This window comes from Comamonadaceae bacterium M7527, from assembly GCA_021044545.1.
GTDB lineage: Bacteria > Pseudomonadota > Gammaproteobacteria > Burkholderiales > Burkholderiaceae_C > RS62.
The window spans coordinates 791,920-816,410 of the sequence record CP087990.1; the positions used below are offsets into that span (position 1 = coordinate 791,920).

At 57.9% G+C, this 24,491-nt stretch carries 19 protein-coding genes and 2 pseudogenes; 9 read left to right on the plus strand and 12 right to left on the minus strand.

All coding sequences use genetic code 11. The features are described 5' to 3' along the window. Positions 1-55 precede the first annotated feature (55 nt). A complete protein-coding gene (locus tag LN050_03770) occupies positions 56-562 on the minus strand; it encodes an arsenate reductase ArsC (GenBank protein ID UFS56967.1) in 507 nt (168 codons plus the stop codon). Positions 563-695: 133 nt separating this feature from the next. Here LN050_03770 and arsH point away from each other — a divergent pair, with 133 nt between their 5' ends. Next, complete coding sequence (arsH, locus tag LN050_03775; protein UFS56968.1) at positions 696-1,400, plus strand: arsenical resistance protein ArsH; 705 nt, start codon at positions 696-698, stop codon at positions 1,398-1,400. A gap of 60 nt (positions 1,401-1,460) precedes the next feature. On the opposite strand, the gene LN050_03780 is transcribed toward arsH, so the two are convergent. Next, on the minus strand, positions 1,461-2,057 hold the full coding sequence (locus LN050_03780) for a hypothetical protein (GenBank protein ID UFS56969.1): 597 nt from the start codon (positions 2,055-2,057) through the stop codon (positions 1,461-1,463). A 211-nt stretch (positions 2,058-2,268) separates the two neighbouring features. On the opposite strand from LN050_03780, the gene LN050_03785 reads away from it, so the two are divergent. Next, on the plus strand, positions 2,269-3,387 hold the full coding sequence (locus LN050_03785; protein ID UFS56970.1) for an alkene reductase: 1,119 nt from the start codon (positions 2,269-2,271) through the stop codon (positions 3,385-3,387). A gap of 33 nt (positions 3,388-3,420) precedes the next feature. On the opposite strand, the gene LN050_03790 is transcribed toward LN050_03785, so the two are convergent. From LN050_03790 to LN050_03800, 3 genes are all read right to left on the minus strand, one after another. Next, positions 3,421-3,876 (minus strand): hypothetical protein, encoded by a 456-nt coding sequence (locus LN050_03790; protein ID UFS56971.1) that lies wholly within the window; start codon positions 3,874-3,876, stop codon positions 3,421-3,423. Positions 3,877-4,089: 213 nt separating this feature from the next. After that, entirely contained in the window at positions 4,090-4,635 is a 546-nt protein-coding gene (locus LN050_03795; GenBank protein UFS56972.1) for a diheme cytochrome c, read from the minus strand. A 25-nt stretch (positions 4,636-4,660) separates the two neighbouring features. After that, positions 4,661-5,059, minus strand: a complete 399-nt coding sequence (locus LN050_03800; protein ID UFS56973.1) for a DUF1924 domain-containing protein — start codon at positions 5,057-5,059, stop codon at positions 4,661-4,663. Positions 5,060-5,225: 166 nt separating this feature from the next. Between LN050_03800 and LN050_03805 the strand changes: the two genes are divergently transcribed. From LN050_03805 to LN050_03820, 4 genes are all read left to right on the plus strand, one after another. Continuing rightward, positions 5,226-5,555, plus strand: coding sequence for a PepSY domain-containing protein (locus tag LN050_03805; protein UFS56974.1), 330 nt, complete (start codon positions 5,226-5,228; stop codon positions 5,553-5,555). Next, positions 5,552-6,241: a response regulator transcription factor gene (locus LN050_03810; protein ID UFS56975.1), complete on the plus strand. Its 690-nt coding sequence runs from the start codon at positions 5,552-5,554 to the stop codon at positions 6,239-6,241. Before LN050_03805 ends, LN050_03810 begins: the two co-directional genes overlap by 4 nt. A gap of 56 nt (positions 6,242-6,297) precedes the next feature. After that, the gene (locus LN050_03815) at positions 6,298-7,632 is read left to right on the plus strand and encodes a sensor histidine kinase (protein ID UFS56976.1); all 1,335 of its coding nucleotides are present in this window, start codon (positions 6,298-6,300) and stop codon (positions 7,630-7,632) included. A gap of 191 nt (positions 7,633-7,823) precedes the next feature. Next, the gene (locus LN050_03820; GenBank protein ID UFS56977.1) at positions 7,824-8,147 is read left to right on the plus strand and encodes a YadA C-terminal domain-containing protein; all 324 of its coding nucleotides are present in this window, start codon (positions 7,824-7,826) and stop codon (positions 8,145-8,147) included. Positions 8,148-8,369: 222 nt separating this feature from the next. Here LN050_03820 and lpdA read toward each other — a convergent pair whose 3' ends face one another. From lpdA to aceE, 3 genes and pseudogenes are all read right to left on the minus strand, one after another. Then, positions 8,370-10,169, minus strand: coding sequence for a dihydrolipoyl dehydrogenase (lpdA, locus tag LN050_03825; GenBank protein ID UFS56978.1), 1,800 nt, complete (start codon positions 10,167-10,169; stop codon positions 8,370-8,372). An 11-nt stretch (positions 10,170-10,180) separates the two neighbouring features. Then, the gene (aceF, locus tag LN050_03830) at positions 10,181-11,842 is read right to left on the minus strand and encodes a dihydrolipoyllysine-residue acetyltransferase (GenBank protein ID UFS56979.1); all 1,662 of its coding nucleotides are present in this window, start codon (positions 11,840-11,842) and stop codon (positions 10,181-10,183) included. A 16-nt stretch (positions 11,843-11,858) separates the two neighbouring features. Next, a pseudogene (aceE, locus tag LN050_03835) lies at positions 11,859-14,552 on the minus strand (pyruvate dehydrogenase (acetyl-transferring), homodimeric type). Positions 14,553-14,765: 213 nt separating this feature from the next. Between aceE and LN050_03840 the strand changes: the two are divergent. Genes LN050_03840 through folD form a run of 3 tightly spaced genes read left to right on the plus strand, consistent with a single transcriptional unit; the run spans position 14,766 to position 18,967 of the window. Beyond that, positions 14,766-17,417, plus strand: a complete 2,652-nt coding sequence (locus LN050_03840) for a PAS domain S-box protein (protein ID UFS56980.1) — start codon at positions 14,766-14,768, stop codon at positions 17,415-17,417. A gap of 9 nt (positions 17,418-17,426) precedes the next feature. Further along, a complete protein-coding gene (locus tag LN050_03845) occupies positions 17,427-18,071 on the plus strand; it encodes a response regulator transcription factor (GenBank protein UFS56981.1) in 645 nt (214 codons plus the stop codon). A gap of 29 nt (positions 18,072-18,100) precedes the next feature. Beyond that, the gene (gene folD, locus LN050_03850; protein ID UFS56982.1) at positions 18,101-18,967 is read left to right on the plus strand and encodes a bifunctional methylenetetrahydrofolate dehydrogenase/methenyltetrahydrofolate cyclohydrolase FolD; all 867 of its coding nucleotides are present in this window, start codon (positions 18,101-18,103) and stop codon (positions 18,965-18,967) included. Here folD and LN050_03855 read toward each other — a convergent pair. From LN050_03855 to carA, 4 genes and pseudogenes are all read right to left on the minus strand, one after another. Beyond that, positions 18,927-19,346 carry a DUF4149 domain-containing protein gene (locus tag LN050_03855; GenBank protein UFS56983.1) on the minus strand — a complete coding sequence of 140 codons (420 nt, stop codon included), beginning with the start codon at positions 19,344-19,346 and terminating at the stop codon, positions 18,927-18,929. The two genes, folD and LN050_03855, sit on opposite strands and share 41 nt — an antisense overlap. 61 nt (positions 19,347-19,407) lie before the next feature. Further along, positions 19,408-19,884 carry a transcription elongation factor GreA gene (gene greA, locus LN050_03860; GenBank protein ID UFS56984.1) on the minus strand — a complete coding sequence of 159 codons (477 nt, stop codon included), beginning with the start codon at positions 19,882-19,884 and terminating at the stop codon, positions 19,408-19,410. A gap of 142 nt (positions 19,885-20,026) precedes the next feature. Continuing rightward, positions 20,027-23,266, minus strand: coding sequence for a carbamoyl-phosphate synthase large subunit (gene carB / locus LN050_03865; GenBank protein UFS57306.1), 3,240 nt, complete (start codon positions 23,264-23,266; stop codon positions 20,027-20,029). 60 nt (positions 23,267-23,326) lie between these two features. Continuing rightward, positions 23,327-24,442: pseudogene (gene carA, locus LN050_03870) on the minus strand (glutamine-hydrolyzing carbamoyl-phosphate synthase small subunit). Positions 24,443-24,491: the final 49 nt, after the last annotated feature.

Genomic DNA, 24,491 nt, shown 5'->3' on the forward strand with positions numbered 1-24,491 from the left:
AGCTGCAAATTATCACCCAACGCCAATAACCTGCTGGGCCAGTCACGCCTGCGGATCAATCAGACTGGGCCAAATCCCGCGCGGATTGCTCAATCAGCAATTTGTCCAGCTTCGAAGCTGGCAAATTCACCAACAAATCCATGCGTCTCTTGATGGCATGCAGCGTTTGTTTGAAAGCCTCTGCCTTTGCCTCATCCGAGCCCTGCACCTCAGACGGATCTGCATAGCCCCAATGTGCAGTAGCAGGCTGGCCTGGCCAAAACGGGCAAACCTCACCGGCGGCGTTGTCGCACACCGTAATCACCAAGTCCATGACAGGCGCACCTGCCTGCGCAAACACGTCCCAGCTTTTGCTGGCCAAACCGTCCACCGACATACCAGCCTTGCGCAAAGCCTCCAAGGCCATGGGATTGGGCTGCTGGTTGGCACGTGGGCTGCTGCCCGCAGAAAACGCTTTAAACCGCCCCGTCCCCATGCTGTTCAAACAGGCTTCCGCCAATATGCTGCGTGCGGAATTGTGCGTGCATAAAAACAAAACGTTGATGGGCTTGCTCTCGTTCACATTGATCTCCTGGGGAAAAATGACGTTTAAAAAATATGAAACATGTCCGGCCACACGCAAGACGGCAACCGGTTAATTTCAATAATACAATGAATATCGAATTATTGATCACACACCCAAGAAAAAACAAACCATGACCGACCTACCCCAGCTTGTGGCGCAGTGCTTTGACATACCCACACCAGACAAACTCGCCAGCCCTGGCAACGTCCACCATGCGCCGCGCATTTTGCTCATGTACGGCTCGCTGCGCGAGCGCTCTTTCAGCAAATTGCTAACCTACGAGGCGGCGCGCTTGCTAGAAGCCATGGGTGCGCAAACAAAGGTGTTTGACCCCACTGGCTTGCCACAACCAGACGGTGCGCCAGACACCCACCCCAAAGTCCAAGAGCTGCGATCACTGGCCACGTGGTGTGAAGGCATGGTGTGGTGCTCACCCGAGCGTCACGGCGCCATGACTGGCATCATGAAAAGCCAGATTGACTGGATACCGCTGTCTGTTGGCGCCGTGCGCCCCACTCAAGGCAAAACACTGGCGGTAATGCAAGTCAGCGGCGGCTCACAGTCGTTTAACGCCGTCAACCAGTTGCGCATATTGGGCCGCTGGATGCGCATGATCACCATCCCCAACCAAAGCTCTGTGGCTAAGGCGTTTTTGGAGTTTGACGACAACAACCGCATGAAGCCGTCCAGCTACTTTGACCGCGTGGTAGATGTTATGGAAGAGCTGATGAAGTTCACCCTGCTCACCCGCCATGCGTCGCCCTACCTGGTAGACCGCTACAGCGAGCGCAAAGAGACCGCGGCTGAATTATCGGCACGCGTTAACAAAGCCTAAGCTGCGTTGCCGCACAGCAGCCCACGGTGCAAAAACCATGGCCTGCTCAGAAACACGCCTCTACTGACCGTGTTGGTGTGAGTGGTCATTGCCCAAGCGCTCATGCACGGCGCGCATGCCTCTTGCGGCCATATCGCTCACCTCTGCCGCATGCGTTTGCAGCAGCTTGACAACCGCGTCATCTGCTGAAGTTTGGGTAACAGCAATGCCCGTGGGCGTCATGGCAATTGTGGTTTCAATAGCGTCGGCATACTCAAACAAGGCGGTCAGTGTAGGGCTTTGTATGCGCACTTCCGGATCACGCTTGGTCTGCAGGCGCGCCAACATCTGCACCACGTGATTAACCAGCGGCGTACGCAGGCTGTCGTCGTCGGTCTCGGTGACCGTGCGTATGCCGTTTGGCAAATGCTCCACCGTTCGACGCAAAGATTGGTGGCGCTGGAACATGGCGGCCATATCAGCCACTTCCCCCGCTGTGGTGTCTTTGCCATGCAAACCCGGCATGTTCACCTCATCGTGCATGGCCGCACCACCGGCGTGGCCCTCACCACCCATGTGGTGTTGGCCATGCATGTGCTGGTATTTCATTTGACTCCACGCAAAAGCCGCAGCAACAAAAGCGCCCACAACCACAACCACCCATAACAACCGCCGCATACACGCACTCCCACCATACAAACAACGCACAACGCACACCACTCAAAACTGCACAGTGCGCCCACCGGCAATGACCTTGGCGTTAACGCAGCACAACAGCACCAGTGTATGCGCCAACAACCCCGCTCTTGAGGCAACAACCACTGTGACAGCACTTTTTTAAGCGCTGGGCGACAATCAGCCCCCTGTCAACCACGCTTTGGAGAACCGCTTGTCTAACCCAGCCACCGCCGCGCTATTCACCCCGTTCACCATTGGCGACACGCCACTGCAGCACCGTATTGTGATGGCGCCACTCACCCGCATGCGCGCCAGCCGCCCCGGCAATGAGGCCAACGCGCTCAATGCGCTGTACTACACGCAGCGCGCCAGTGAAGGCGGACTCATCATTGCAGAAGCCTCGCAGGTCATGCCTGAGGGGCAAGGCATGCCCGCCACACCCGGCATACACACAGACGCGCAGCAGGCGGGTTGGCAGCTGGTAACAGACGGCGTGCACGCGCGCGGTGGGCGTATCTTTTTGCAGTTGTGGCATGTGGGGCGTATTTCTCACTCGTCACACCAGCCGGGTGCACAGGCACCGGTTGCGCCCTCAGCCATCGCCGCCCAGGGCAACGCCTTGACCGCAGACTTCACACCCGCACCCTTTGAAGTGCCACGCGCACTCACTCTTGACGACATTGCGCAAGTCAAGCTGGCCTATGTAGCCGCTGCCAGGCGGGCCATGGCCGCAGGCTTTGATGGCGTGGAAATTCACAGCGCCAACGGCTACTTGCTAGAGCAGTTCATGATTGAGCGCAGCAACCAACGCCAGGACCGCTACGGCGGCAGCTTGGCCAACCGCATACGTCTGCCACTGGAAATTGCCGAGTTGCTCGCCGCCGAGTTGGGCCCAAACAAGGTGGGCATTCGCCTATCGCCATTTGGCGTAGCCAATGACTCTGGTGAAACCCAGCCACTGGCTCTGTACCAAACCATCACCACCGAACTGAACAAGCTCAAACTGGCCTACTTGCACCTGATTGAGCCACGCGCCTCTGGTGCTGGCCAGCGCGACGTTGACCACCAAAACATGCCCTCGGGCTGCGCCACCTTGCGCCCCTTGTGGGACCAGGCGCTGATCACCGCAGGCAACTTCACGCCGGACAGCGCAGCGCAAACCGTGGCCAAAGGTGACGCCGACGCCATCGCCTTTGGCCGCTTCTTCATCTCCAACCCCGACTTGCCCCGCCGCATACAACGCGGCCAAGCGCTCACGCCCTACAACAGGCCAACGTTTTATGGCGGCGACAGCAACGGGTACACCAACTACCACGCGTTCACTGGCTGAGCTTGCACCGCCAGCGCCGGGTAGCCTGCGGGCTCACACAAGCGACACCCAACCTGTCAAACCCGCCACCCAAAACGCCACTGTGGCCAGCACCATCAGCGTCGCCACCCAAAAGGCGTTGCGCTTGATCAGGTCTGGGCCGTTACCAGCCACCCGCCCGTGCCACATGCGCATGGGCCAGGCAGCGCCTCGGTACAAGGCAAGCACCAACACGCCGCCCAGGTGCACACACAGCGCAACCACACAGACTGTCGAGAATAATTCGTGCACCTCGGACAGCCCATCCTCCAGCCCGCCCATTCCCCAGTCAAGGCCCATGGCATAGCCACTGATGGACGTAGCAAGCAAGGCAATCAACAGCAACACAACAGACAAGTTGACCAAGTGCTGAGCGACCTTCTCCAGGCTACCCCCTGCGTGGGCGCCTTCAGCAAACTGATCGCCGCCCCTTTCAGCGCCGTTGCACTGGCGTATGCGCGAGAAGTCCACACACCAGGCTTTTCGCTACGCTCCGCAAATAGGCCCCACAGCAGCCGCATCGCCACCACGCCCAACACCGTGTAGCCCATCACCACATGCTCGGTCTGCCAAAAGTCAGAGTCACCGGTCAGATAAGCCACAGCAAAAGCCACCGCCAATAGCGTATGGCTGGCCCGCACGGGCGCACTGACAACACGCCTTTGCTTAGGCTTTGAAGATACATCAGTCATGATCACCCTCCCCGCGCCACCAGCTGTTGCGCCCCACACCCACTGGCAGGCGCACATTGTCGTCGTCAAAGCCATAACGGTCCGCACCTTGATGGCAGGCCATGCAGTTGCTGGCACCGCCCACACTGGGGTGGGCCCAGTCTTGCTGCGTAAATTGGCGATGTTCGTGCACAAACCACTCACTGGTGGTGATGCGATCCTCAGGCGGGTTTTGCATATCGCGGCGGCGGCTGGCGTTGGCCTCTAACCACATGCTGAGCTTGCGCACCGTATCGGCATCCAGCGAGGCATCGCTGCCATAGTGCTTGTCCAAGCCGCCCATGATGCGGCCCCATGCCGGCGCACCCAGCAAACCAGGTGGGTAGGCCATATGGCAGGCCGCACACTCATTGGCGTACTCCTTGGGCATGGGCACGTTGCGCACATCCGGGCCAGACCAGGCAGGCGCGCTGACCACAGTGGCGCAGGCCACCACACTGGCAACAGCCAAAGGGCGCAATCGGCGTGTCGCCTCTCGCATACAAGTTGGTAAATGCATCGCAGTTCTCCTTTAAAAAATACAGTTATTCGACGGACAGCAAATAGGCGATGACGTCGGCTTTTTCCTGAGCGCTGCACTCGCGCCCCACCACGTCGTTGCAGTTGCGGCGAAACCATTTATCGGCTTTGCTCTGCTGCGTGAGCGAACGGTCATTGAAGGCAGGCGCCAACGGCCTGAGCGTCTTTTTGGTTTTGATGTGCTCACCCGCACGGTTGGGCGGCGCGTTATGGCAGGTGGCGCACGACCAGTCGTGTAGACGCTTGGTCGTAAAAAACACCTCGCCTCGCACCGCACTGGCGGATGCACCCGCTTGCGTTTCCCAGCGCTGCAGCTGCTGTTGCGGCGTGGTGTCGCCCGCAGCGCTACAAAGGCTCACACCAGACAAGGCCAGCGCCATCACCTTCTGTTTGATTGAATACATGCTCTTACACTCCCTTTATTGGGCAGGCCAAGGCCTGCGTTATTGCGCGCCGGCAGCCCACAACAGTGCCGCATGCCAACGTGGGCCAATACTGCCTGCAAGACACTGAACGCAACTTGAACAAGGCATTCATCTACCGTTCAGACAGCGTGGCGATAATAGGGCGATGTCCCGCTTTTGCAACGTGTCACCCGCATGGAAACTGTGCTTAGCCTTGGTCTTGGGCGCATGCCTTGGCTTACCCGCACTTGCTGACGATGACGACGACCACTACCAAGCAAGAGCCGCGTTATTGGCTGGCGACATTCACCCCTTGAGTGACGTACTCAACATGGTCGCGCAGCGATACCCAGGGCGCGTGATTAAAGTTGAACTGGAGCGTGAGCACGCGCAATGGGTTTACGAAATCAAAATGGTCAGCCCAAGAGGCGCGCTGATCAAACTCGAAGTCAACGCAACTGATTTGAGCGTACGGTCCAAAGGCAAACGACCATGAAATTGCTACTAGCCGAAGATGACACCTACTTGCGCCAAGGCCTGAGCCAAACCCTGGTGAAGGCAGGCTTTACCGTAGACGCCGTCGACAATGGTGTAGACGCCCACCACCAAGGGCTGCACGCACACTACCAAGCTGCAATCGTGGACCTGGGCTTGCCCCAGCTTGATGGCTTGAGCGTGCTCAAGCAATGGCGCTCAGCGGGCATACATTTGCCCGTGCTGCTGCTCACAGCCCGTGACCACTGGAGCGAAAAAGTAGCCGGCATTGACGCCGGCGCCGACGACTACCTCACCAAACCCTTTCACAGCGAAGAACTGGTGGCTCGCTTACACGCGCTGATTAGGCGCAGCCAAGGCATTGCTACGCCAACGCTAAGCTGCGGCGACACACAACTAGACCCCCGCACAGGAAGCGTTCAACATGCAGGCGCAAGCATTAACCTGACAGCGCAAGAGTTCAAACTGCTGCACCACCTCATGCTGCACGCCAACCAGATGGTCACGCGTGCCGAGCTGGTCGAGCACTTGTATGCCTATGACTTTGACCGCGACTCCAACACCATTGAAGTGTTCGTCGCGCGACTCAGAAAAAAGCTAAAACACCACAACATTGAAACCGTCAGAGGCATGGGCTACCGCATGACCTGCCCTGCCACTGCAACCACCTGCGAGGGCACACCCTGAACCACCCCATGCGCCCCACGCCACCATGGGCCCTGCGGCAACGCTTGATGGCAGTCATGGCTATAGGGCTGTTGGTGGCCCTTGGCGCCACCGGTTGGACGCTATCGCGCTTGTTTGAACAAGAAGTCGAGCAGCAAATACGCACAGAACTGCTTCGCCACCTAGACTACGTCACCGCGCAGGTCACGCTCACCCCCAACGCCACGGCCACGCTGGACGACCTGCAACTCACTGACCCACGCTGGACGCAACCCTACTCGGGCTTGTATTGGCAGCTCACACAGGCCAACGGCGAACACACCTTGCGCTCCAGGTCGTTATGGGACGCGCAACTGCCAGTAAGCGCGCCAGCGTATGGTGAGACTGGCGTCTGGCTCGCTCAAAGTGAAGGGCCAAAGAAACAAACACTGCTGGTGCTAACGCGCAGCATCCACCCCATAGACGCGGTTAACGACATTTGGTACATCAGCGTCGCGGTAGACCACGCCAGCGTACACAGTGCCATGCAGTCGTTTGACACCGCACTGACCGTGGCCATGGCGCTGCTGCTGCTGTTGATGCTGGCGCTGAGCTGGTTCCAGCTGCGCTTGGGCTTGGCACCGCTTAACAGTTTGCAAGCAGGCCTGGACCGGCTCAAGCGGGGAGATAGCAACGCATTGGAAGGGTATTACCCCACTGAACTTCAGCCCCTGGTAGACGACTTTAATCTTGCGCTGCAACACCAGCACACATCGGCCCTGCTGGCGCGCGAACAGGCTGGCAATTTGGCACACGGCGTCAAAACACCACTAAGCGTCATGCAACAGGCAGCACAGCTTTATGGTGACCACCCTTTGGCACAAACCGTACGCGAACATGTCACCCAAGCAAAGCGACAAATTGACTGGCACCTCGCCAAGTCACGAGCCGCCGCAGCACACCAGCAAATACACGAAGCCATCGCCGCGACACCCATGGTTGATAGCCTGGTACGCGCCATGCGCGTGGTACACGCCAACAAGCAACTCAACATTCAGTGGGTCAGACCCACACAACAAATTGACTTTCTTGGAGCAGCACCAGACTTTCAAGAAATGCTGGGCAATGTGTTGGACAACGCCTGTATGTGGGCCACACACACGGTGCACATCAGTGTTACGTACCAACACGCCAACCAACTGCAAATCACCATCCAGGACGATGGCCCAGGTCTCAGCGCCGCACACATACAGCACGTGATGCAACGCGGCGTACGACTGGACGAGCAACAATCTGGCAGCGGCCTGGGCTTGACCATCACACAAGACTTGGCCGCCACTTACGGCGGAAAGTTGCAACTAGGCCCAAGTACCCTGGGCGGCCTGCAAGCAACGCTAACGCTGCCCGCTCGCCTGCGCAGCACCACCAGCTAGCGCGCCTGCCGCGCTGGCTGCCCACCCAGCACCACTACGGCAAAACAACCAAACGTCAAAAAAGTAATAATTTATTTTATTTTTATGGATTTTGTGTAAACTTTAAGGCTATTTTAAACATGCCTCCTACGACGCCGTGAACAAGCGCCAGCTAGACCGCGTAGACCAGCGCCTAAGCCAAGGCATTGCCAATGTGGCAGCCATGGCCAGCATGCCAGCATGCCAGCCTGCCGGCATTGCCAGCAGGCGCGGACAGCGGCTTTACTGCAGGTGTAGGAGCCTACAGCGGCAAGAACGCGCTAGCCATTGGCTTCCAGCACAGGCTCAGTGCCAATACCACCTTCAAGGCGGCAGCGGCCACTGGCAGCAATGGCAAGGCCACAGTGGGCGTAGGTTTCAGCTACTCATGGGGCGGCTCTAACCGAAGCACACCAGCCCAAGGCCAGCAAGTGGTGGCGTTGCAGGATCAGCTCAGTGTGCAAGCAGTAGAAAACGCCAAGCTCAAGCAGCAGTGATTGACGAACTCAAGCGGCAGCAGGCGGCAGAAAAAGCAGCGCAAGCCGCCCGCATGGCAGCGCTCATGGCCCAGGTAGAAAAACTGGCCAGCAAGTAAGCGCCTGGCAAGGGTGTGATTGGCATGCACGCCCTACCCGCGCGGTAGATCAGGCCATGCCTCTACTAAAACAACGGCATCAAACCGCACCAAGCCGCGCCCAGTTACCAGGCGCGGCTTGCGGTTAGCGCTTTTTAGTGGGAGGCAAGTCTGTGCAAGAGCCGTGTGCCACTTCAGCGGCCATACCAATACTCTCGCCCAGAGTTGGGTGGGGGTGAATGGTTTTGCCAATGTCGGTAGCGTCTGCGCCCATCTCTATGGCCAAGGCCACTTCGCCAATCATGTCGCCAGCGTGTGTGCCCACCATGCCGCCGCCAAGGACGCGATGCGTGTCTGCGCAAAATAGCAGTTTGGTAAAGCCTTCGTCACGACCGTTTGCAATGGCGCGCCCTGAAGCTGACCAGGGGAACATGCCTTTGGTGACTTTTATGCCGTCTGCTTTGGCCTGGTCTTCGGTAAGGCCCACCCATGCCACTTCGGGGTCTGTGTAAGCCACGCTTGGGATCACGCGCGCATTAAACGCCGAGCTGGCCAGGGTTTTGTCACCCAGCAGCTCACCCGCAATCACCTCTGCGGCTACGTGAGCCTCGTGCACCGCCTTGTGCGCCAGCATGGGCTGCCCCACAATGTCGCCAATGGCAAAGATGTGGCCCACGTTGGTGCGCATTTGAATGTTGACGTTGATAAAACCACGGTCTGTAACGTCAACGCCTGCAGCCTCAGCAGCAATTTTTTTGCCATTGGGTGTACGGCCCACGGCTTGCAGCACCAAGTCGTAGGTTTGTGGCGCGGGTGCGCCCTCGCCTTCAAAAGTCACCTCGATACCAGCCTTGGTGGCTTTGGCGCCCACGGTTTTGGTCTTGAGCATGATGTTGTCAAAGCGCGGCGCATTCATTTTTTGCCACACCTTGACCAGGTCACGGTCTGCGCCTTGCATCAAGCCGTCCATCATTTCCACCACGTCCAGGCGCGCGCCCAGCGTGCTGTAAACCGTGCCCATTTCCAGGCCGATAATGCCGCCGCCCACAATCAACATGCGCTTGGGCACACGCGTGAGGTTGAGTGCGCCGGTGCTGTCCACCACACGCGGGTCGTCTGGCAAAAACGGCAAATGCACCGCTTGCGAGCCCGCTGCAATAATCGCGCGCTTGAACTTGAGTGTGCGCTTCTCGCCAGTAACGGCTTGTTTGGGGCCACTGGTCAGCGCAACGTCCAGGCTGTGCGTACCCGTAAAGCTGCCCACGCCGCGCACCACTTCTACCTTGCGCATTTTGGCCATGGCAGCCAGGCCGCCCGTGAGCTTGCCAATGACTTTTTCCTTGTGCCCGCGCAACTTGTCAATGTCTACTTTAGGTGCGGCGTAAGTCACGCCCAACTCTTCAAAGTGTTTGACCTCGTCCATCACCGCTGCCACGTGCAACAAGGCCTTGGATGGAATGCAACCCACGTTTAAACACACGCCGCCAATGGTGGCGTAGCGCTCAACCAGAATGACTTTCAAGCCCAGGTCAGCGGCGCGAAACGCTGCCGAGTAGCCACCTGGGCCGCCGCCCAGCACCAACAAGTCGCAGTCTGTATCTGCTGGCGCATCGGCTACCACCACAGGAGCCACGTCGGTTTTGGCGGGTGCGGGCACGGCAGCAAATTCTGGAGCCGCAGGGGCCGGTGCAGGCTCTGCAGCGCCTGCGGCTGCTTCGACCTGAAGCAACACCACGCCTTGCTTGACCTTGTCGCCAAGCTTGACGCTCAGTGACTTGACCACACCAGCGTGACTGGATGGAATTTCCATAGAGGCTTTGTCAGACTCTACGGTGATTAAAGACTGGTCAACCGCAACCGTGTCGCCCACGGCTACCAGCAATTCAATCACGGCGACTTCATCAAAGTCGCCTATATCTGGAACTTGTACGTCAATCAATGCCATAACATCGCCCCTTACAGCAAGATGCGACGGAAGTCCGCCATGAGTTGGCCCAGGTAGGCGTTAAAGCGCGCAGCCGATGCACCGTCAATGACGCGGTGGTCCCACGACAACGACAGCGGCAACATCAAGCGCGGCACAAACTCTTTGCCGTTCCACACCGGCTCCATGTTGGAGCGGCATACGCCCAAAATAGCCACCTCTGGCGCGTTGATGATGGGCGTGAAGTAACGCCCACCAATACCGCCCAAGCTGGAAATGGTGAAGCAAGCGCCACTCATGTCTGCGGGGCCCAACTTGCCGTCTCGGGCTTTCTTGGCCAGCTCGGCCATCTCGGCGCTGATTTGCATCACGCCTTTCTGGTCGGCGTCTTTGATCACAGGCACAACCAAGCCGTTGGGCGTATCGGCCGCAAAGCCAATGTGGAAGTACTGCTTCATGACCAACTGGTCGCCGTCCAGCGAGCTGTTGAACTCTGGGAACTTCTTCAGCGCGGCAACACTGGCCTTGATGAGGAAGGCCAACATGGTGACTTTGGCACCAGACTTTTCGTTCTCTTTGTTGGTAGAAACGCGGAAAGCCTCTAGTTCTGTGATGTCTGCATCGTCGTGGTTGGTGACGTGCGGAATCATGACCCAGTTGCGATGCAAGTTGGCACCACTGATCTTTTTGATGCGCGACATGTCGCGACGCTCAACGGGCCCAAACTTGGCAAAGTCAACTTTAGGCCAAGGCAGCAAGCCCAGCCCCGCACCGTCTGCTGCACCGCTGCCGCCTTTAGCAGCCTGAGCTGCCGTTTGCGCCACACCGGCCATCACGGCTTTGGTGAAGTTGTGTACGTCGTCAGTAGTGATGCGACCTTTATGGCCAGTGCCTTTGAGCTCTTCAAGTGGCACACCCAACTGGCGCGCAATCTTGCGCACTGAAGGCGATGCATAGGGTTGTTTGCCACTTGGCGCAACCGTTGGGTTGTGTGAGGGCGTTGCCGCCACAACGGCAGCAGTCGCAGCAACAGCGGTGGATGAAGCAGGTGCTGCGGCAGGCACCGCGGCAGGCGCGGCAACAGTTGCAGAGGCCGCAGCCGCACCAGCTGGCGCACTGGCCAGTACCATGCCTATGAGGTCACCGATGTTGACCACGTCACCCAGCTTCACATTAAGGCTTTGCAACACACCCGCATGGCTGGCTGGAATTTCCATGGATGCTTTGTCAGACTCTACTGTGATCAGCGACTGCTCAGCAGCCACGGTATCACCCACGGCAACCAACAGCTCAATCACGGCTACATCTTTAAAGTCGCCGATATCTGGCACACGCAGCTCTACCGGGGTGTTGCTGGCTGACGCTGGCGCCGCAGCGGGCGCTGCAGTTGGAGCGGCTACAGGTGCAGCGACTGGAGCGGCCACTGGTGCAGCAGGGGCAGCAACCGGTGCCGCGCCCTCGCCCTCCAGCTCAAGCAGCACAACGCCTTGCTTGACCTTGTCGCCCAGCTTTACGCTGATGGACTTGACCACACCGGCGTGGCTGGACGGAATTTCCATTGAGGCTTTATCAGACTCTACGGTGATCAAAGACTGGTCTTTGTCTACCGTATCGCCCACAGCCACCAGCAGCTCAATCACAGCGACTTCGTCGAAGTCGCCAATATCGGGAACGCTTACTTGAATCAATGACATCGTGATAGCTCCCGGGTTAGGCGTTCAAAGGGTTAACTTTGTCGGCGTCAATGCCGTACTTCTTGATCGCCTCGGCAACCTTCTCTGCCTTGATGACGCCGTCTTCTGACAACGCTTTCAGTGCAGCCACCACGATGTAGTGGCGGTTGACCTCAAAGTGCTCGCGCAACTTGCCACGGAAGTCACTGCGGCCAAAGCCGTCTGTGCCCAACACCTTGTAAGTGCGGTCTTTGGGGATGTAAGAGCGTATTTGCTCGGCAAACGCCTTGATGTAGTCGGTAGACGCCACCACAGGACCTGTGCTGCTGCCCAGTTGCTGGGCCACAAATGACACGCGCGGCGTCTCTGTGGGGTGCAGCAAGTTCCAGCGCTCTACGTCCTGGCCGTCTCTGGCCAGTTCGTTAAAGCTGGGGCAGCTCCATACGTCGGCAGATACGCCCCAGTCGGCTTCCAGCAATTCCTGGGCAAACAGGCTCTCTCGCAAAATGGTGCCGCTGCCAAGCAGTTGCACGCTGCTTCTTCTTGCCGCCAGCTTTGAGCTGGTACATGCCTTTGATGATTTGCTCTTCAGTGCCTTCGATCAAGCCGGGCATGGCGTAGTTTTCGTTGAGCAGCGTGATGTAGTAGAAAACGTTTTCCTGGTCTTGCACCATGCGCTTCATACCGCGCTGCATGATGACGGCCACTTCGTGCGCGAAGGTGGGGTCATAAGTCACACAGTTGGGAATGGTGCCCGCCAAAATGTGGCTGTGGCCGTCTTCGTGCTGCAAGCCTTCGCCGTTGAGTGTGGTGCGTCCGGAGGTACCGCCCAGCAGGAAGCCGCGCGCTTGCATGTCACCTGCAGCCCATGCCAGGTCGCCAATACGCTGGAAACCAAACATGGAGTAGTACACGTAAAACGGAACCATGACCCGGTTGTTGGTGCTGTAAGACGTGGCCGCAGCAATCCAGGAGCTCATGCCGCCGGCTTCGTTGATGCCCTCTTGCAAAATCTGACCAGCCTTGTCTTCCTTGTAGTAAGAGACCTGGTCGCGGTCTTGCGGTGTGTACAGCTGGCCGTGCGGGTTGTAAATACCAATTTGGCGGAACATGCCTTCCATACCAAATGTACGGGCCTCGTCTACCAGAATAGGCACCACGCGTGGGCCAATGGCTTTGTCGCGCAGCAGCTGCGTCAGGAAGCGCACATAGGCTTGCGTTGTAGAGATTTCACGGCCTTCAACAGTAGGCTCAAGAATGTTCTTGAACACCGCCAAGTCTGGCACCGTGAACTGCTCGTCAGACTTGGCCAAGCGCTTGGGCAAGTAGCCGCCCAGCTTTTCACGGCGCTCGTGCAAGTAACGCATCTCTGGCGTGTCGTCGGCTGGCTTGTAAAACGGCAGGTTGGCCAATTCGCTGTCTGGAATTGGAATGTTGAAGCGGTCACGGAAGGCGCGTACGTCTTCATCAGACAACTTCTTGGCTTGGTGAGCGGTATTTTTGCCCTCGCCTGCCTTGCCCATGCCGTAACCTTAACGGTCTTGATCAGCAACACCGTGGGCTGGCCTTTGGTGTTCACGGCCTTGTGGTAGGCGGCGTAGACTTTTTGCGCATCGTGGCCACCACGGCGCAGCTTGAAGATTTCGTCGTCTGTCATGTGCGCCACCATTTCCAGTGTGCGCGGGTCACGACCAAAGAAGTGCTTGCGCACAAATGCGCCGTCGTTGGCCTTAAAGCCCTGGTAGTCGCCGTCCAGGGTCTCCATCATGATCTTGCGCAGTGCGCCGTCTTTGTCTTTGGCCAGCAGTGGGTCCCAGTCTGAGCCCCACAGCAGCTTGATGACGTTCCAGCCAGAGCCGCGGAACTCGCCTTCCAGCTCTTGCACGATTTTGCCGTTGCCACGCACTGGACCATCCAGGCGCTGCAAGTTGCAGTTGATCACGAAGATGAGGTTGTCGAGGTTCTCGCGCGCAGCCAGGCCAATGGCGCCCAGGCTTTCGGGTTCGTCCATCTCGCCGTCGCCACAGAACACCCAGACTTTGCGGTTTTCAGTATTGGCAATGCCTCGGGCGTGCAAGTACTTCAAGAAGCGCGCTTGGTAAATGGCCATCAGTGGGCCCAGGCCCATGGATACGGTGGGGAACTGCCAAAACTCGGGCATGAGCTTGGGGTGTGGGTAGCTGGACAAGCCTTTGCCACCGACTTCCTGGCGGAAGTTGAGCAGCTGCTCTTCTGTCAGGCGGCCTTCAAGAAAAGCGCGGGCGTAAACGCCTGGTGCGCTGTGACCTTGTATGTACAGCAAGTCGCCGCCATGCTCTTCGTTGGCACCGTGCCAAAAGTGGTTAAAGCCAGCGGCAAACATGTGTGCCAATGAGGCAAATGAGCTGATGTGGCCGCCCAAGTCGCCGTCGCCGTCAGGTGTGGCGCGGTTGGCTTTGACCACCAAGGCCATGGCGTTCCAGCGCATGTAGGCACGCAAGCGCCCCTCCAGTTCCAAGTTACCGGGTGAGCGCGCCTCTTCTGCGGGCTCTAGTGTGTTGACATAGCCCGTAGTGGCGGAAAACGGCATGTCCAGGCTGTGTTGGCGTGCATGCTCCAGGACTTCTTCTAGCAGCTCATGCGCACGCTCGGGGCCATTGGCCTCAATGACGGCAGTCAGGGCATCTAGCCATTCACGCGTCTCAGCCGCGTATGCATCATCAGCAGGGTTAGCTTGGGGCTTGTCGGACATGTTGTCTCCTTGTTATGACCCGTAACTTAAAAAACAGCCGCCCACGCAAGGGCGGCATATGAACGCGGCTCTACCAGAACGCACACAGGTGCACGCCTTCAAGCATTGATGAAGTTTCCCACATATTCATTAATTTTTCAATATGTGCTTTTTCATTTTGCAATGTGAAATTTATAGGGCTTTGCCCGCACTCGACAACCTACACTATGGGCCATGGTGTCCCCCTCCAATCAAATGCCGCAACCGCCGCAACAAGCCCAGCCGCATGTCAGCGGCAAGTCTGGCCTGAGAGCGCCGTCGCGTCTGTGGCGTCGCTGGTGGCGCGCGCAAACACCGGCCAAACAAGACCGTGTAGCAACCTTTGGCCCACTGGCAGCGGTTGTGCTGTTTTTGGCCGCCATCGTCCTGTCAATTGGTTATCTGCGGGTTGAAGAGGCAGACCGCGAGCAAGAAACAATTACCCGCGACGTGGAATATGCCCAGCAACGACTGCGCCTGCACTTGCTGGAGCGGCGCGAACAGCTGCTGCGCTTGGCCAGGGACGTGACATCTGAGCGCTTGTCTGGGCAGCGGTTTGTGCAACAAGCGCAACAACTCATAGCCTTGGCGCCAGACCTGGAAACGGTGGCCTTGCTGGACGAGCGGCACACCATAAAGGGGAGCTATACCGCCCAAACCGCCCCCATCAGCCGGGTGCGCTACGTTGGTGAAAACATGGCCAGCGCCAACAATGCAGACGCCTTTCAGACCCTGGCGGCTGTGAAGGCCACGGTGTACACGCGCCCCATACATGACGAAGCCGCCATAGCCGGCTTGCCTGCAGAAGCACAGGGCAGCGACGCCACCTTGTTGCTGCTGGTGCCGGTGATGCAGGGTGAGCAATTGGTGGGCAGCCTGATGGCGGAGCTCAGCATGGACGGGCTATTGCGCTACGGTGTGCCTGGCGAGGTGCTAACCAAATACGCGGTGGCATTGGTAGATGCCAGTGACAACGTATTGGCGGGCTACATGCCAGAGGTGAAGCGCTTGATGGCACGCTGGCTGCCTTGGGCCGCACAACAATCCGAGCACCAGGTAGCGGTCTCACCCATTGGCAGCAGCCTGGTGCTCAAGGCCAGGGCTTGGCGCACCTCTTCCAGCGTCATTGGCAACACCATTTTGTCGCTGGTGGCCGCACTCAGTGCGCTGACGCTGTGGATGCTCATGGGTAACTGGCGACACACGCGCAAACGCCTGGAGACACAACACGCCTTGATGGCTGAGACCAACTTCAGGCGCGCCATGGAAAACTCCATGCTCACGGGTATGCGCGCCTTGGACATGCAAGGACGCATCACCTACGTCAACCCTGCGTTTTGCCAAATGACGGGGTGGACCGAGCAAGAGTTGGTGGGGCGCACGCCGCCCTTCCCTTATTGGCCGCGCAACGACCAGGCCATGTTGGCCGCGCGCCTGGAGGACGAACTGAAGGGGCGCTCCAACCCCGGCGGGTTTGAGGTACGGGTGCAACGCAAAGACAACAGCATTTTTGCTGCGCGTATGTATGTGTCACCACTGATTGCGCCTGGCGGCTTGCAAACCGGCTGGATGACCTCCATGACCGACATCACTGAGCCCAAACGCATTCGCGAAGAGCTTAGCGCAGCGCATGAACGCTTCACAACAGTGTTGGAAAGCTTGGAAGCGGCTGTGTCTGTGGCAAGTCTGGGCGGTAAAGAGCTGCTGTTTGCCAACAAGCAATACCGCAACTGGTTCAACGCCAAAGCACTGGGCCACTACGAGATGGTGATGCAGGCGCAGCTGGGCGTGCTCAACAGTATGGGCCAGTCTGATGACACCGGCGGTGCACAAGATACCGTAGACGACATAGATGACATAGACGACATGGCCGGTATGCCAGCCGGCACGCTGCTGGAGGCGCAAGCTGCCGACACGCAAGTGTTTATTGACGACTTGGGCAAATGGCTTGAGGTGCGTTCGCGCTACATCACTTGGGTGGATGGCCGCTTGGCGCAAATCGTTATTGCAACAGACATTACCGCCAGACTTGAGGCCCAGGCACAAGCCGCGGTGCAGATGGAGCGCGCCCAAACGGCCAGCCGCTTAATCACCATGGGCGAAATGGCCTCTAGTGTGGCGCACGAGCTCAACCAACCCTTGGCAGCTATTTCCAATTACTGCTCGGGCATGATTTCGCGCATCAACAACAAGGGCATTGCTGAAGAAGACCTGCTCATGGCGCTGGACAAAACGGCCAAGCAAGCGCAGCGTGCTGGGCAAATCATCACGCGCATACGCTCGTTTGTGAAGCGCAGTGAGCCCAACCGCACGCAAGCAGATGCCCTGCAAATCGTGAACAACGCGGTTGAACTGGCAGACATTGAGCTGCGTCGCAACCAGGTGCGACTGACGCACTACTTGGCAGAGCGCATGCCGCCGCTGCTGGTAGACCCGATTTTGATTGAGCAGGTGCTGATCAACCTTATTAAAAATGCGGCCGAGTCCATTCAGCTTGCAGGCCGCCCGGTCGGGCAGCGCGCCATTGAGCTAAAGGTGCGTCCGCGCGTGGTAGACGGTAAGGACATGATGGAGTTCAGCGTCCACGACAACGGCAATGGCGTACCCGCCGACATGCTGGAGCGCATTTATGACGCTTTTTACAGCACCAAAAGCGAAGGCATGGGTATAGGACTAAAGCTGTGCCGCTCTATTGTCGAATCCCACCAGGGACGTATGTCAGTGGAGAACCTCTACAATGGCGATACGGTCACCGGCTGCACATTTTGCTTCTGGCTGCCCGTTAATCCGGCCAGTCAGCGCATGAGCAACAACACCAGTTCGCCCGGCAAGGGCAACCAAAATTGAGGAAAACGGATGAGCTTGAACCCGAAAAAAGGTACTGTCTACGTTGTAGATGACGACGAGGCGGTACGCGACTCTTTGCAGTGGCTGCTAGAAGGTAAAGACTACCGGGTACGCTGCTTTGAATCTGCAGAAGGGTTTTTAAGCCGTTACGACCCACGCGAAGTGGCTTGTCTCATTGCCGACATCCGCATGAATGGCATGACTGGCCTTGAATTGCAAGAGCGCCTGGTTGAGCGGCAGTCTGCGTTGCCTATTGTGTTTATCACCGGCCACGGTGACGTGCCTATGGCCGTTGACGCCATGAAAAAAGGCGCACTGGACTTTGTGCAAAAGCCATTCGACGAAGCGGCGATCACCAACCTGGTCGAGCGCATGCTTGACCACGCAACAGAGGCTTTTGAGAGCCTGCAACAAGCTGCCAGCCGCGACGCACTGCTGGCCAAGCTCACGTCTCGCGAAACCCAGGTGCTGGAGCGCATTGTGGCCGGACGCCTGAACAAGCAAATTGCCGATGACCTGAATATCAGCATCAAAACGGTTGAAGCTCACCGCGCCAACATCATGGAAAAGCTGGGTGCCAACACGGTTGCTGATTTGCTCAAGATAGCACTGTCACCCAACACGCAAGCTGCCGCCAAAAACCCAACTGCCTAAGAGCCCTGGGCTCTTTCACTGCCAACCACATGACTGCACAATTGATTGACGGCAAGGCGCTTTCAGCGTCTTTGCGCGAACAGGCCACCGCACAGGTATCGCAACTCAAAGCCAAAGGTCTAGCGCCGGGCTTGGCTGTGATTTTGGTGGGTGACAACCCTGCCAGCCAGGTATACGTGCGCAACAAGGTGAAGGCTTGTGAGGACATGGGTATTTACTCATTGCTTGAGCAACACCCCAGCGACCTGTCCGAAGCGGCGTTGCTCGCGCGTATTGCAGCACTCAATGCCGACCCCAGTATTCACGGCATATTGGTGCAGCTGCCGCTGCCCAGCCACATAGACGAGCACCAAGTCATTGAGGCCATATCCCCCGCCAAAGACGTTGACGGCTTTCATGTGGCCAGCGCGGGCGCGCTGATGGTTGGCCAGCCCGGTTTTTGGCCTTGCACACCCTATGGCTGCATGAAAATGCTGGAGTCACTCAACGACGGGCAACGCGTTGACTTGCGTGGTCAGCACGCTGTTGTTATTGGCCGCTCAAACATCGTGGGCAAGCCCATGGCCATGATGCTGCTGCAACACAACGCCACCGTTACCGTGTGTCACAGTGGCACCAAAGACCTCAAGGCGCACACGCTTCAGGCGGATGTGGTGGTGGTGGCCGTTGGCAAACAAAACGTACTCACGGCTGACATGGTCAAACCCGGTGCCATCGTGCTGGACGTGGGCATGAACCGCAACGCTGAAGGCAAGCTGTGCGGCGACGTGGACTTTGACGGTGTGCGTGAGGTGGCCTCTTACATCACCCCCGTACCGGGTGGCGTTGGTCCCATGACCATCACCATGCTGATGCTCAATACGGTGCAGGCGGCACAGAACACATTACTCGGCTAAGACGCCACAGCAGCCACAAACCCAGTAGCCACTGGGCCAGGATGAGTGCACTGCCCAAACTGTGCCAAAGCGGCAAGTTGCCGCCAGTTGCCCTGGCGGTGATGATCAGTGGCGCAACCAGCCACTGATTGCACACGGCCAATGCCGCGCCGCTGGCCCACATGACGCGCAGCTGTTTGCGCGCAAGCATCTGAAACATGGGAAGTGTGAGCAGTAGCATTGCCAACCCCGCCAGCACCACGGTGCCAATGCTTTGCGCCGCAAACAGTTTGGCGGCAGCAGCACCAGCCACCGCAGGCATGTCAAAGTGGCCAAACAGCACAGGCACGGCGACAAATGCCAGTGCGGTGGTGCCGCCCCACCACAGGGCAGCCAACAACAGATGAAGCCGGTTCAGCACTGTTTGCAACTTAAAACAACCTAAAACAAATTAAAACAAATTAAACGTAGCTCACCGCCACAATTTCATAACGCTTGGCACCGCCCGGGGCTTGTACCTCTACGCTGTCGCCCTCTTCCTTGCCAATGAGTGCGCGCGCTATGGGTGACGAAATGTTAACCAGGCCCAGCTTGATATCGGCCTCGTCCTCACCCACGATTTGGTAGGTGACGGCAGCACCGGTGGCTTCGTCTTCCAGCTCCACGGTTGCACCAAAGACCACGCGGCCTTCGGCGTTCACGCTTGCCGGGTCAATGATTTGTGCGGCAGACAGCTTGCCTTCAACTTCTGCAATACGCCCTTCTATGAAACCTTGACGGTCTTTAGCGGCTTCGTACTCGGCGTTTTCACTCAAGTCACCTTGCGCGCGGGCCTCTGCAATGGCGGCAATTACCGAAGGGCGCTCAACTGTTTTGAGTTGATGCAGCTCGGCTTTGAGCTTGGTCGCGCCCTTGATCGTAATTGGAATGGTCGACATACGTTGTTCTCCTGCTTATTCAAAAGCAAACCGCCTTTGGTTTCCCAAAGGCGGCGTGTTTTGTTACTGTGGTGCCTAGTTTACTGCATGGCTTGTCAGGGCCACAAGCAGGCCCACAAAGTGAGCGCTTGCCAAGCCGGCATCAATGGGCCTTGGCCAAGTCCTGATGCAGCTCTTGTATGGAGCGCACATCCAGATCATCGACATAGGCCATGCCCTCAACCGCAGCCTCCGCACCCGAGATGGTGGTGAAGGTGGTGATGCGGGCTTGCAAGGCCGAGGTGCGAATCTGGCGCGAGTCTGCAATGGCGTTGCGTCGCTCCTCGACGGTGTTGATGACCAAACAAACGTCGTTGTTTTTAATCAAGTCAACAACGTGAGGCCGGCCCTCTGTCACTTTGTTCACCACTTCACAAGCAACGCCTGCTGCCGTAATGGCCGTTGCCGTGCCGCGTGTGGCAATCAGTTTGAAGCCCATGTCCACCAGCGATTTCGCCACCACCACAGCGCGCGGCTTGTCACCGTCTTTGACTGTCAAGAACACCTTGTTCACTTTATCGCTGGGGCGTGGCAAGCGTGTACCTGCACCCAACTGCGACTTGATAAAGGCCTCACCAAAGGTTTTGCCAACGCCCATGACTTCACCAGTGGACTTCATCTCTGGGCCCAGGATGGTGTCAACGCCTGGGAACTTCACAAACGGGAATACCGCTTCTTTCACACTGAAGTAAGGCGGGGTGACTTCGTCAAATACGCCTTGCGCGTCTAGTGACTGTCCAGCCATACAGCGTGCTGCCACTTTGGCCAACTGGATACCGGTTGCCTTGGATACAAACGGCACGGTACGCGAGGCACGCGGGTTGACTTCCAACACGTAAATCACGTCCTGGCCGTTGACCTCCTGAATGGCGAACTGCACGTTCATCAAGCCCACCACGTTCAAGGCCTTGGCCATGGCCGCAGTTTGGCGTTTGAGTTCATCAACCGTGGCTTTGGACAAGTAGTAAGGCGGCAGCGAACAGGCTGAGTCACCGCTGTGTACGCCGGCTTGCTCAATGTGCTCCATCACGCCACCAATGAACACGCGCTGTCCATCGCACAAGGCATCCACGTCGCACTCAACTGCATCGTTCAAGAAGCGGTCCAGCAATACGGGGGAGTCATTGCTGACCTTTACGGCTTCGCGCATGTAGCGCTCAAGGTCGCGTTGCTCGTGCACGATCTCCATGGCGCGGCCACCCAGCACGTAGCTCGGGCGCACCACCAGGGGGTAACCCAGAGCCTGTGCTTTTTCCAGGGCTTGCGCCTCTGTGCGCGCTGTGGCGTTTGGTGGTTGCTTGAGGCCCAACTCATTGAGCAGCTTTTGGAAACGTTCACGGTCTTCAGCAGCGTCAATCATGTCTGGGCTGGTGCCTATGATGGGCACACCTGCAGCCTCCAGGCCAAGCGCCAACTTCAAAGGTGTTTGGCCGCCGTATTGCACGATGACGCCCACTGGCTTTTCCTTGTCGACAATTTCCAGCACGTCTTCAAGCGTGAGCGGCTCAAAGTACAAGCGGTCAGAGGTGTCATAGTCTGTAGACACGGTCTCTGGGTTGCAGTTGACCATGATGGTTTCGTAACCGTCTTCGCGCATGGCCATGGCCGCGTGCACGCAACAGTAGTCAAACTCGATGCCTTGGCCAATGCGGTTGGGGCCACCGCCCAGTACCATGATCTTTTTGTTTTGGGTAGGCGCGGCCTCGCACTCTTGCTCGTAGGTCGAGTACATGTAGGCGGTGTCGGTGGCAAACTCAGCCGCGCAGGTGTCCACACGCTTGTAGACTGGGCGAATGCCGCCTGCATGGCGGCGGCTGCGCACGTTGCCCTCTGTGCTTTTGAGCAACTTGGCCAAGCGGCGGTCTGAGAAACCTTTTTTCTTCAATCCCAGCAAGGTTTTGTCGTCTAACTGCTCAAGCGAGGTTTTCTCAAGCTGCAGCTCTATTTGCACAATTTCTTCAATTTGAATCAGGAACCAGTGGTCAATCTTGGTGAGTGCAAACACCTCGTCAACCGTCCAGCCCTGGGCAAACGCGTCACCCACATACCAAATACGCTCTGGTCCGGGCGTGCCCAGCTCGCGCGCCAAGGTCTCGCGGTCGACGGTCATCTCATTCATGCCGTCTACGCCAACCTCCAGGCCGCGCAGCGCTTTCTGGAAGCTCTCCTGGAAGGTGCGCCCCATGGCCATCACCTCACCCACAGACTTCATCTGCGTGGTGAGACGGCTGTCGGCTGCGGGAAACTTCTCGAACGCAAAGCGTGGGATTTTGGTAACCACATAGTCTATGCTGGGCTCAAAGCTGGCTGGTGTTGCACCGCCTGTGATGTCGTTACGCAGCTCGTCTAGCGTAAAGCCCACAGCCAGCTTGGCTGCTACCTTGGCAATGGGAAAGCCGGTGGCTTTGGATGCCAGGGCTGATGAGCGCGACACGCGCGGGTTCATCTCAATGACCACCATGCGGCCATCAACCGGGTTGATGGAGAACTGCACGTTAGAGCCGCCAGTGTCAACGCCAATTTCGCGCAGCACCGCCAGGCTGGCGTTGCGCAGCACCTGGTATTCTTTGTCGGTCAGCGTTTGCGCTGGCGCCACGGTGATGGAGTCGCCAGTGTGCACGCCCATGGGGTCTAGGTTTTCAATGGAGCACACGATGATGCAGTTGTCGGCGCGGTCACGCACCACCTCCATCTCGTATTCTTTCCATCCCACCAACGATTCTTCAATGAGCAACTCATTGGTTGGCGAGGCCTCCAGACCGCGCTTGCAAATGACTTCAAACTCTTCAGCGTTGTAGGCAATACCGCCGCCGGTGCCGCCCAGCGTAAAGCTGGGGCGAATCACGGTTGGGAAACCCATCTCGCTTTGTACGGCCCAGGCCTCATCCATGCTGTGGGCAATACCAGAGCGGGCGGAGCCCAAACCGATTTTGTCCATGGCCTGCTTGAACTTGAGGCGGTCTTCAGCTTTGTCAATGGCCTCGGGCGAGGCGCCTATGAGCTCAACGCCGTGCTTTTCAAGAACGCCTTCACGCCACAGGTCCAGTGCGCAGTTCAGCGCGGTTTGGCCGCCCATGGTGGGCAAAATGGCGTCTGGCCTTTCTTTGGCAATGATCTTCTCGACCACTTGCCAGGTAATGGGCTCAATGTAAGTCACGTCCGCCGTATCAGGGTCGGTCATGATGGTGGCGGGGTTGCTGTTGATGAGTATGACTTTGTAGCCCTCTTCACGCAAAGCCTTGCAGGCTTGCACGCCAGAGTAGTCAAACTCACAGGCCTGGCCAATCACAATGGGGCCAGCGCCAATGATGAGAACGGATTGAATGTCGGTGCGCTTTGGCATGTTATTTTTCTCCATCAGCGCGGTGAAGCGGTCAAACAAATAGCTGATGTCGTGTGGCCCAGGAGAGGCCTCAGGGTGACCTTGGAAACAAAACGCCGGCGTGTCAGTGCGCGCCAGGCCTTGCACGGTGCCGTCAAACAAGCTCTCATGGGTGATGCGCAAGTTGGCTGGCAGCGAAGCCTTGTCAATCGCAAAGCCATGGTTTTGGCTGGTGATGGACACGCGCTGGTTGTCCAAGTCTTTGACGGGGTGGTTGGCACCGTGGTGGCCAAACTTCATCTTGAAGCTTTTGGCACCACTGGCAATGGCCATGATTTGGTGGCCCAGGCAAATACCAAACATGGGCAGCTTGGCGTCCATCACGGCTTTGGCTGTTGCAATGGCGTAGCTACAAGGCTCGGGGTCACCGGGGCCGTTTGAGAAGAACACACCGTCAGGCTTGTGCTTCATAACGTCGTCAAAGCTGCTTTGCGCTGGCAATACGGTGACTTTGCAGCCACGCTGGGCCAGCATGCGCAAAATATTGTGTTTCACACCAAAGTCAAGCGCCACCACATGGAACCTGGGCGCTGTTTGCTCGCCAAAGCCCTCACCCAAACGCCACTCCGTGGTGGTCCACTGGTAGGCCTGTTGCGTGGTGACCACCTTGGCCAGATCAAGACCGGCCATGCTGGGTGCGGCTTTGGCCGCGGCCACCGCTTGCGCTTTGTGCGCGTCTGTTGCCGCAACACCTGCGTCCAAGGCCAGGATACAACCGTTTTGAGCACCATGCTCGCGCAAATGGCGGGTGAGCATGCGGGTGTCAATGTCGGCCAAGGCCACTGTGTTTTCAGCGCGCAAATAGTCACTCAAAGACTGCTCGCTGCGAAAGTTGGAAGCAAGAAGGGGCAGGTCTTTGATGATCAGGCCGGCTGCATGGACGCGCTTGGCTTCCGTATCTTGAGCGTTGACGCCATAGTTGCCAATGTGCGGGTATGTCAGTGTGACAATTTGCTGGCAGTAGCTGGGGTCGGTCAAGATTTCCTGGTAACCGGTGAGCGAGGTGTTGAACACCACTTCGCCTACGGTTTGACCAGTTGCACCGATAGAAACACCTGAAAAGACCGTGCCGTCAGCGAGCGCAAGAATAGCTGTCGGGTGAACGGGTAGCACGGGAGAACTCCAAGTTGTAAGCATGCGCCACACAGGTGACTGGTACAGCATTTGGGCTCTCGGTTGAGGGCAA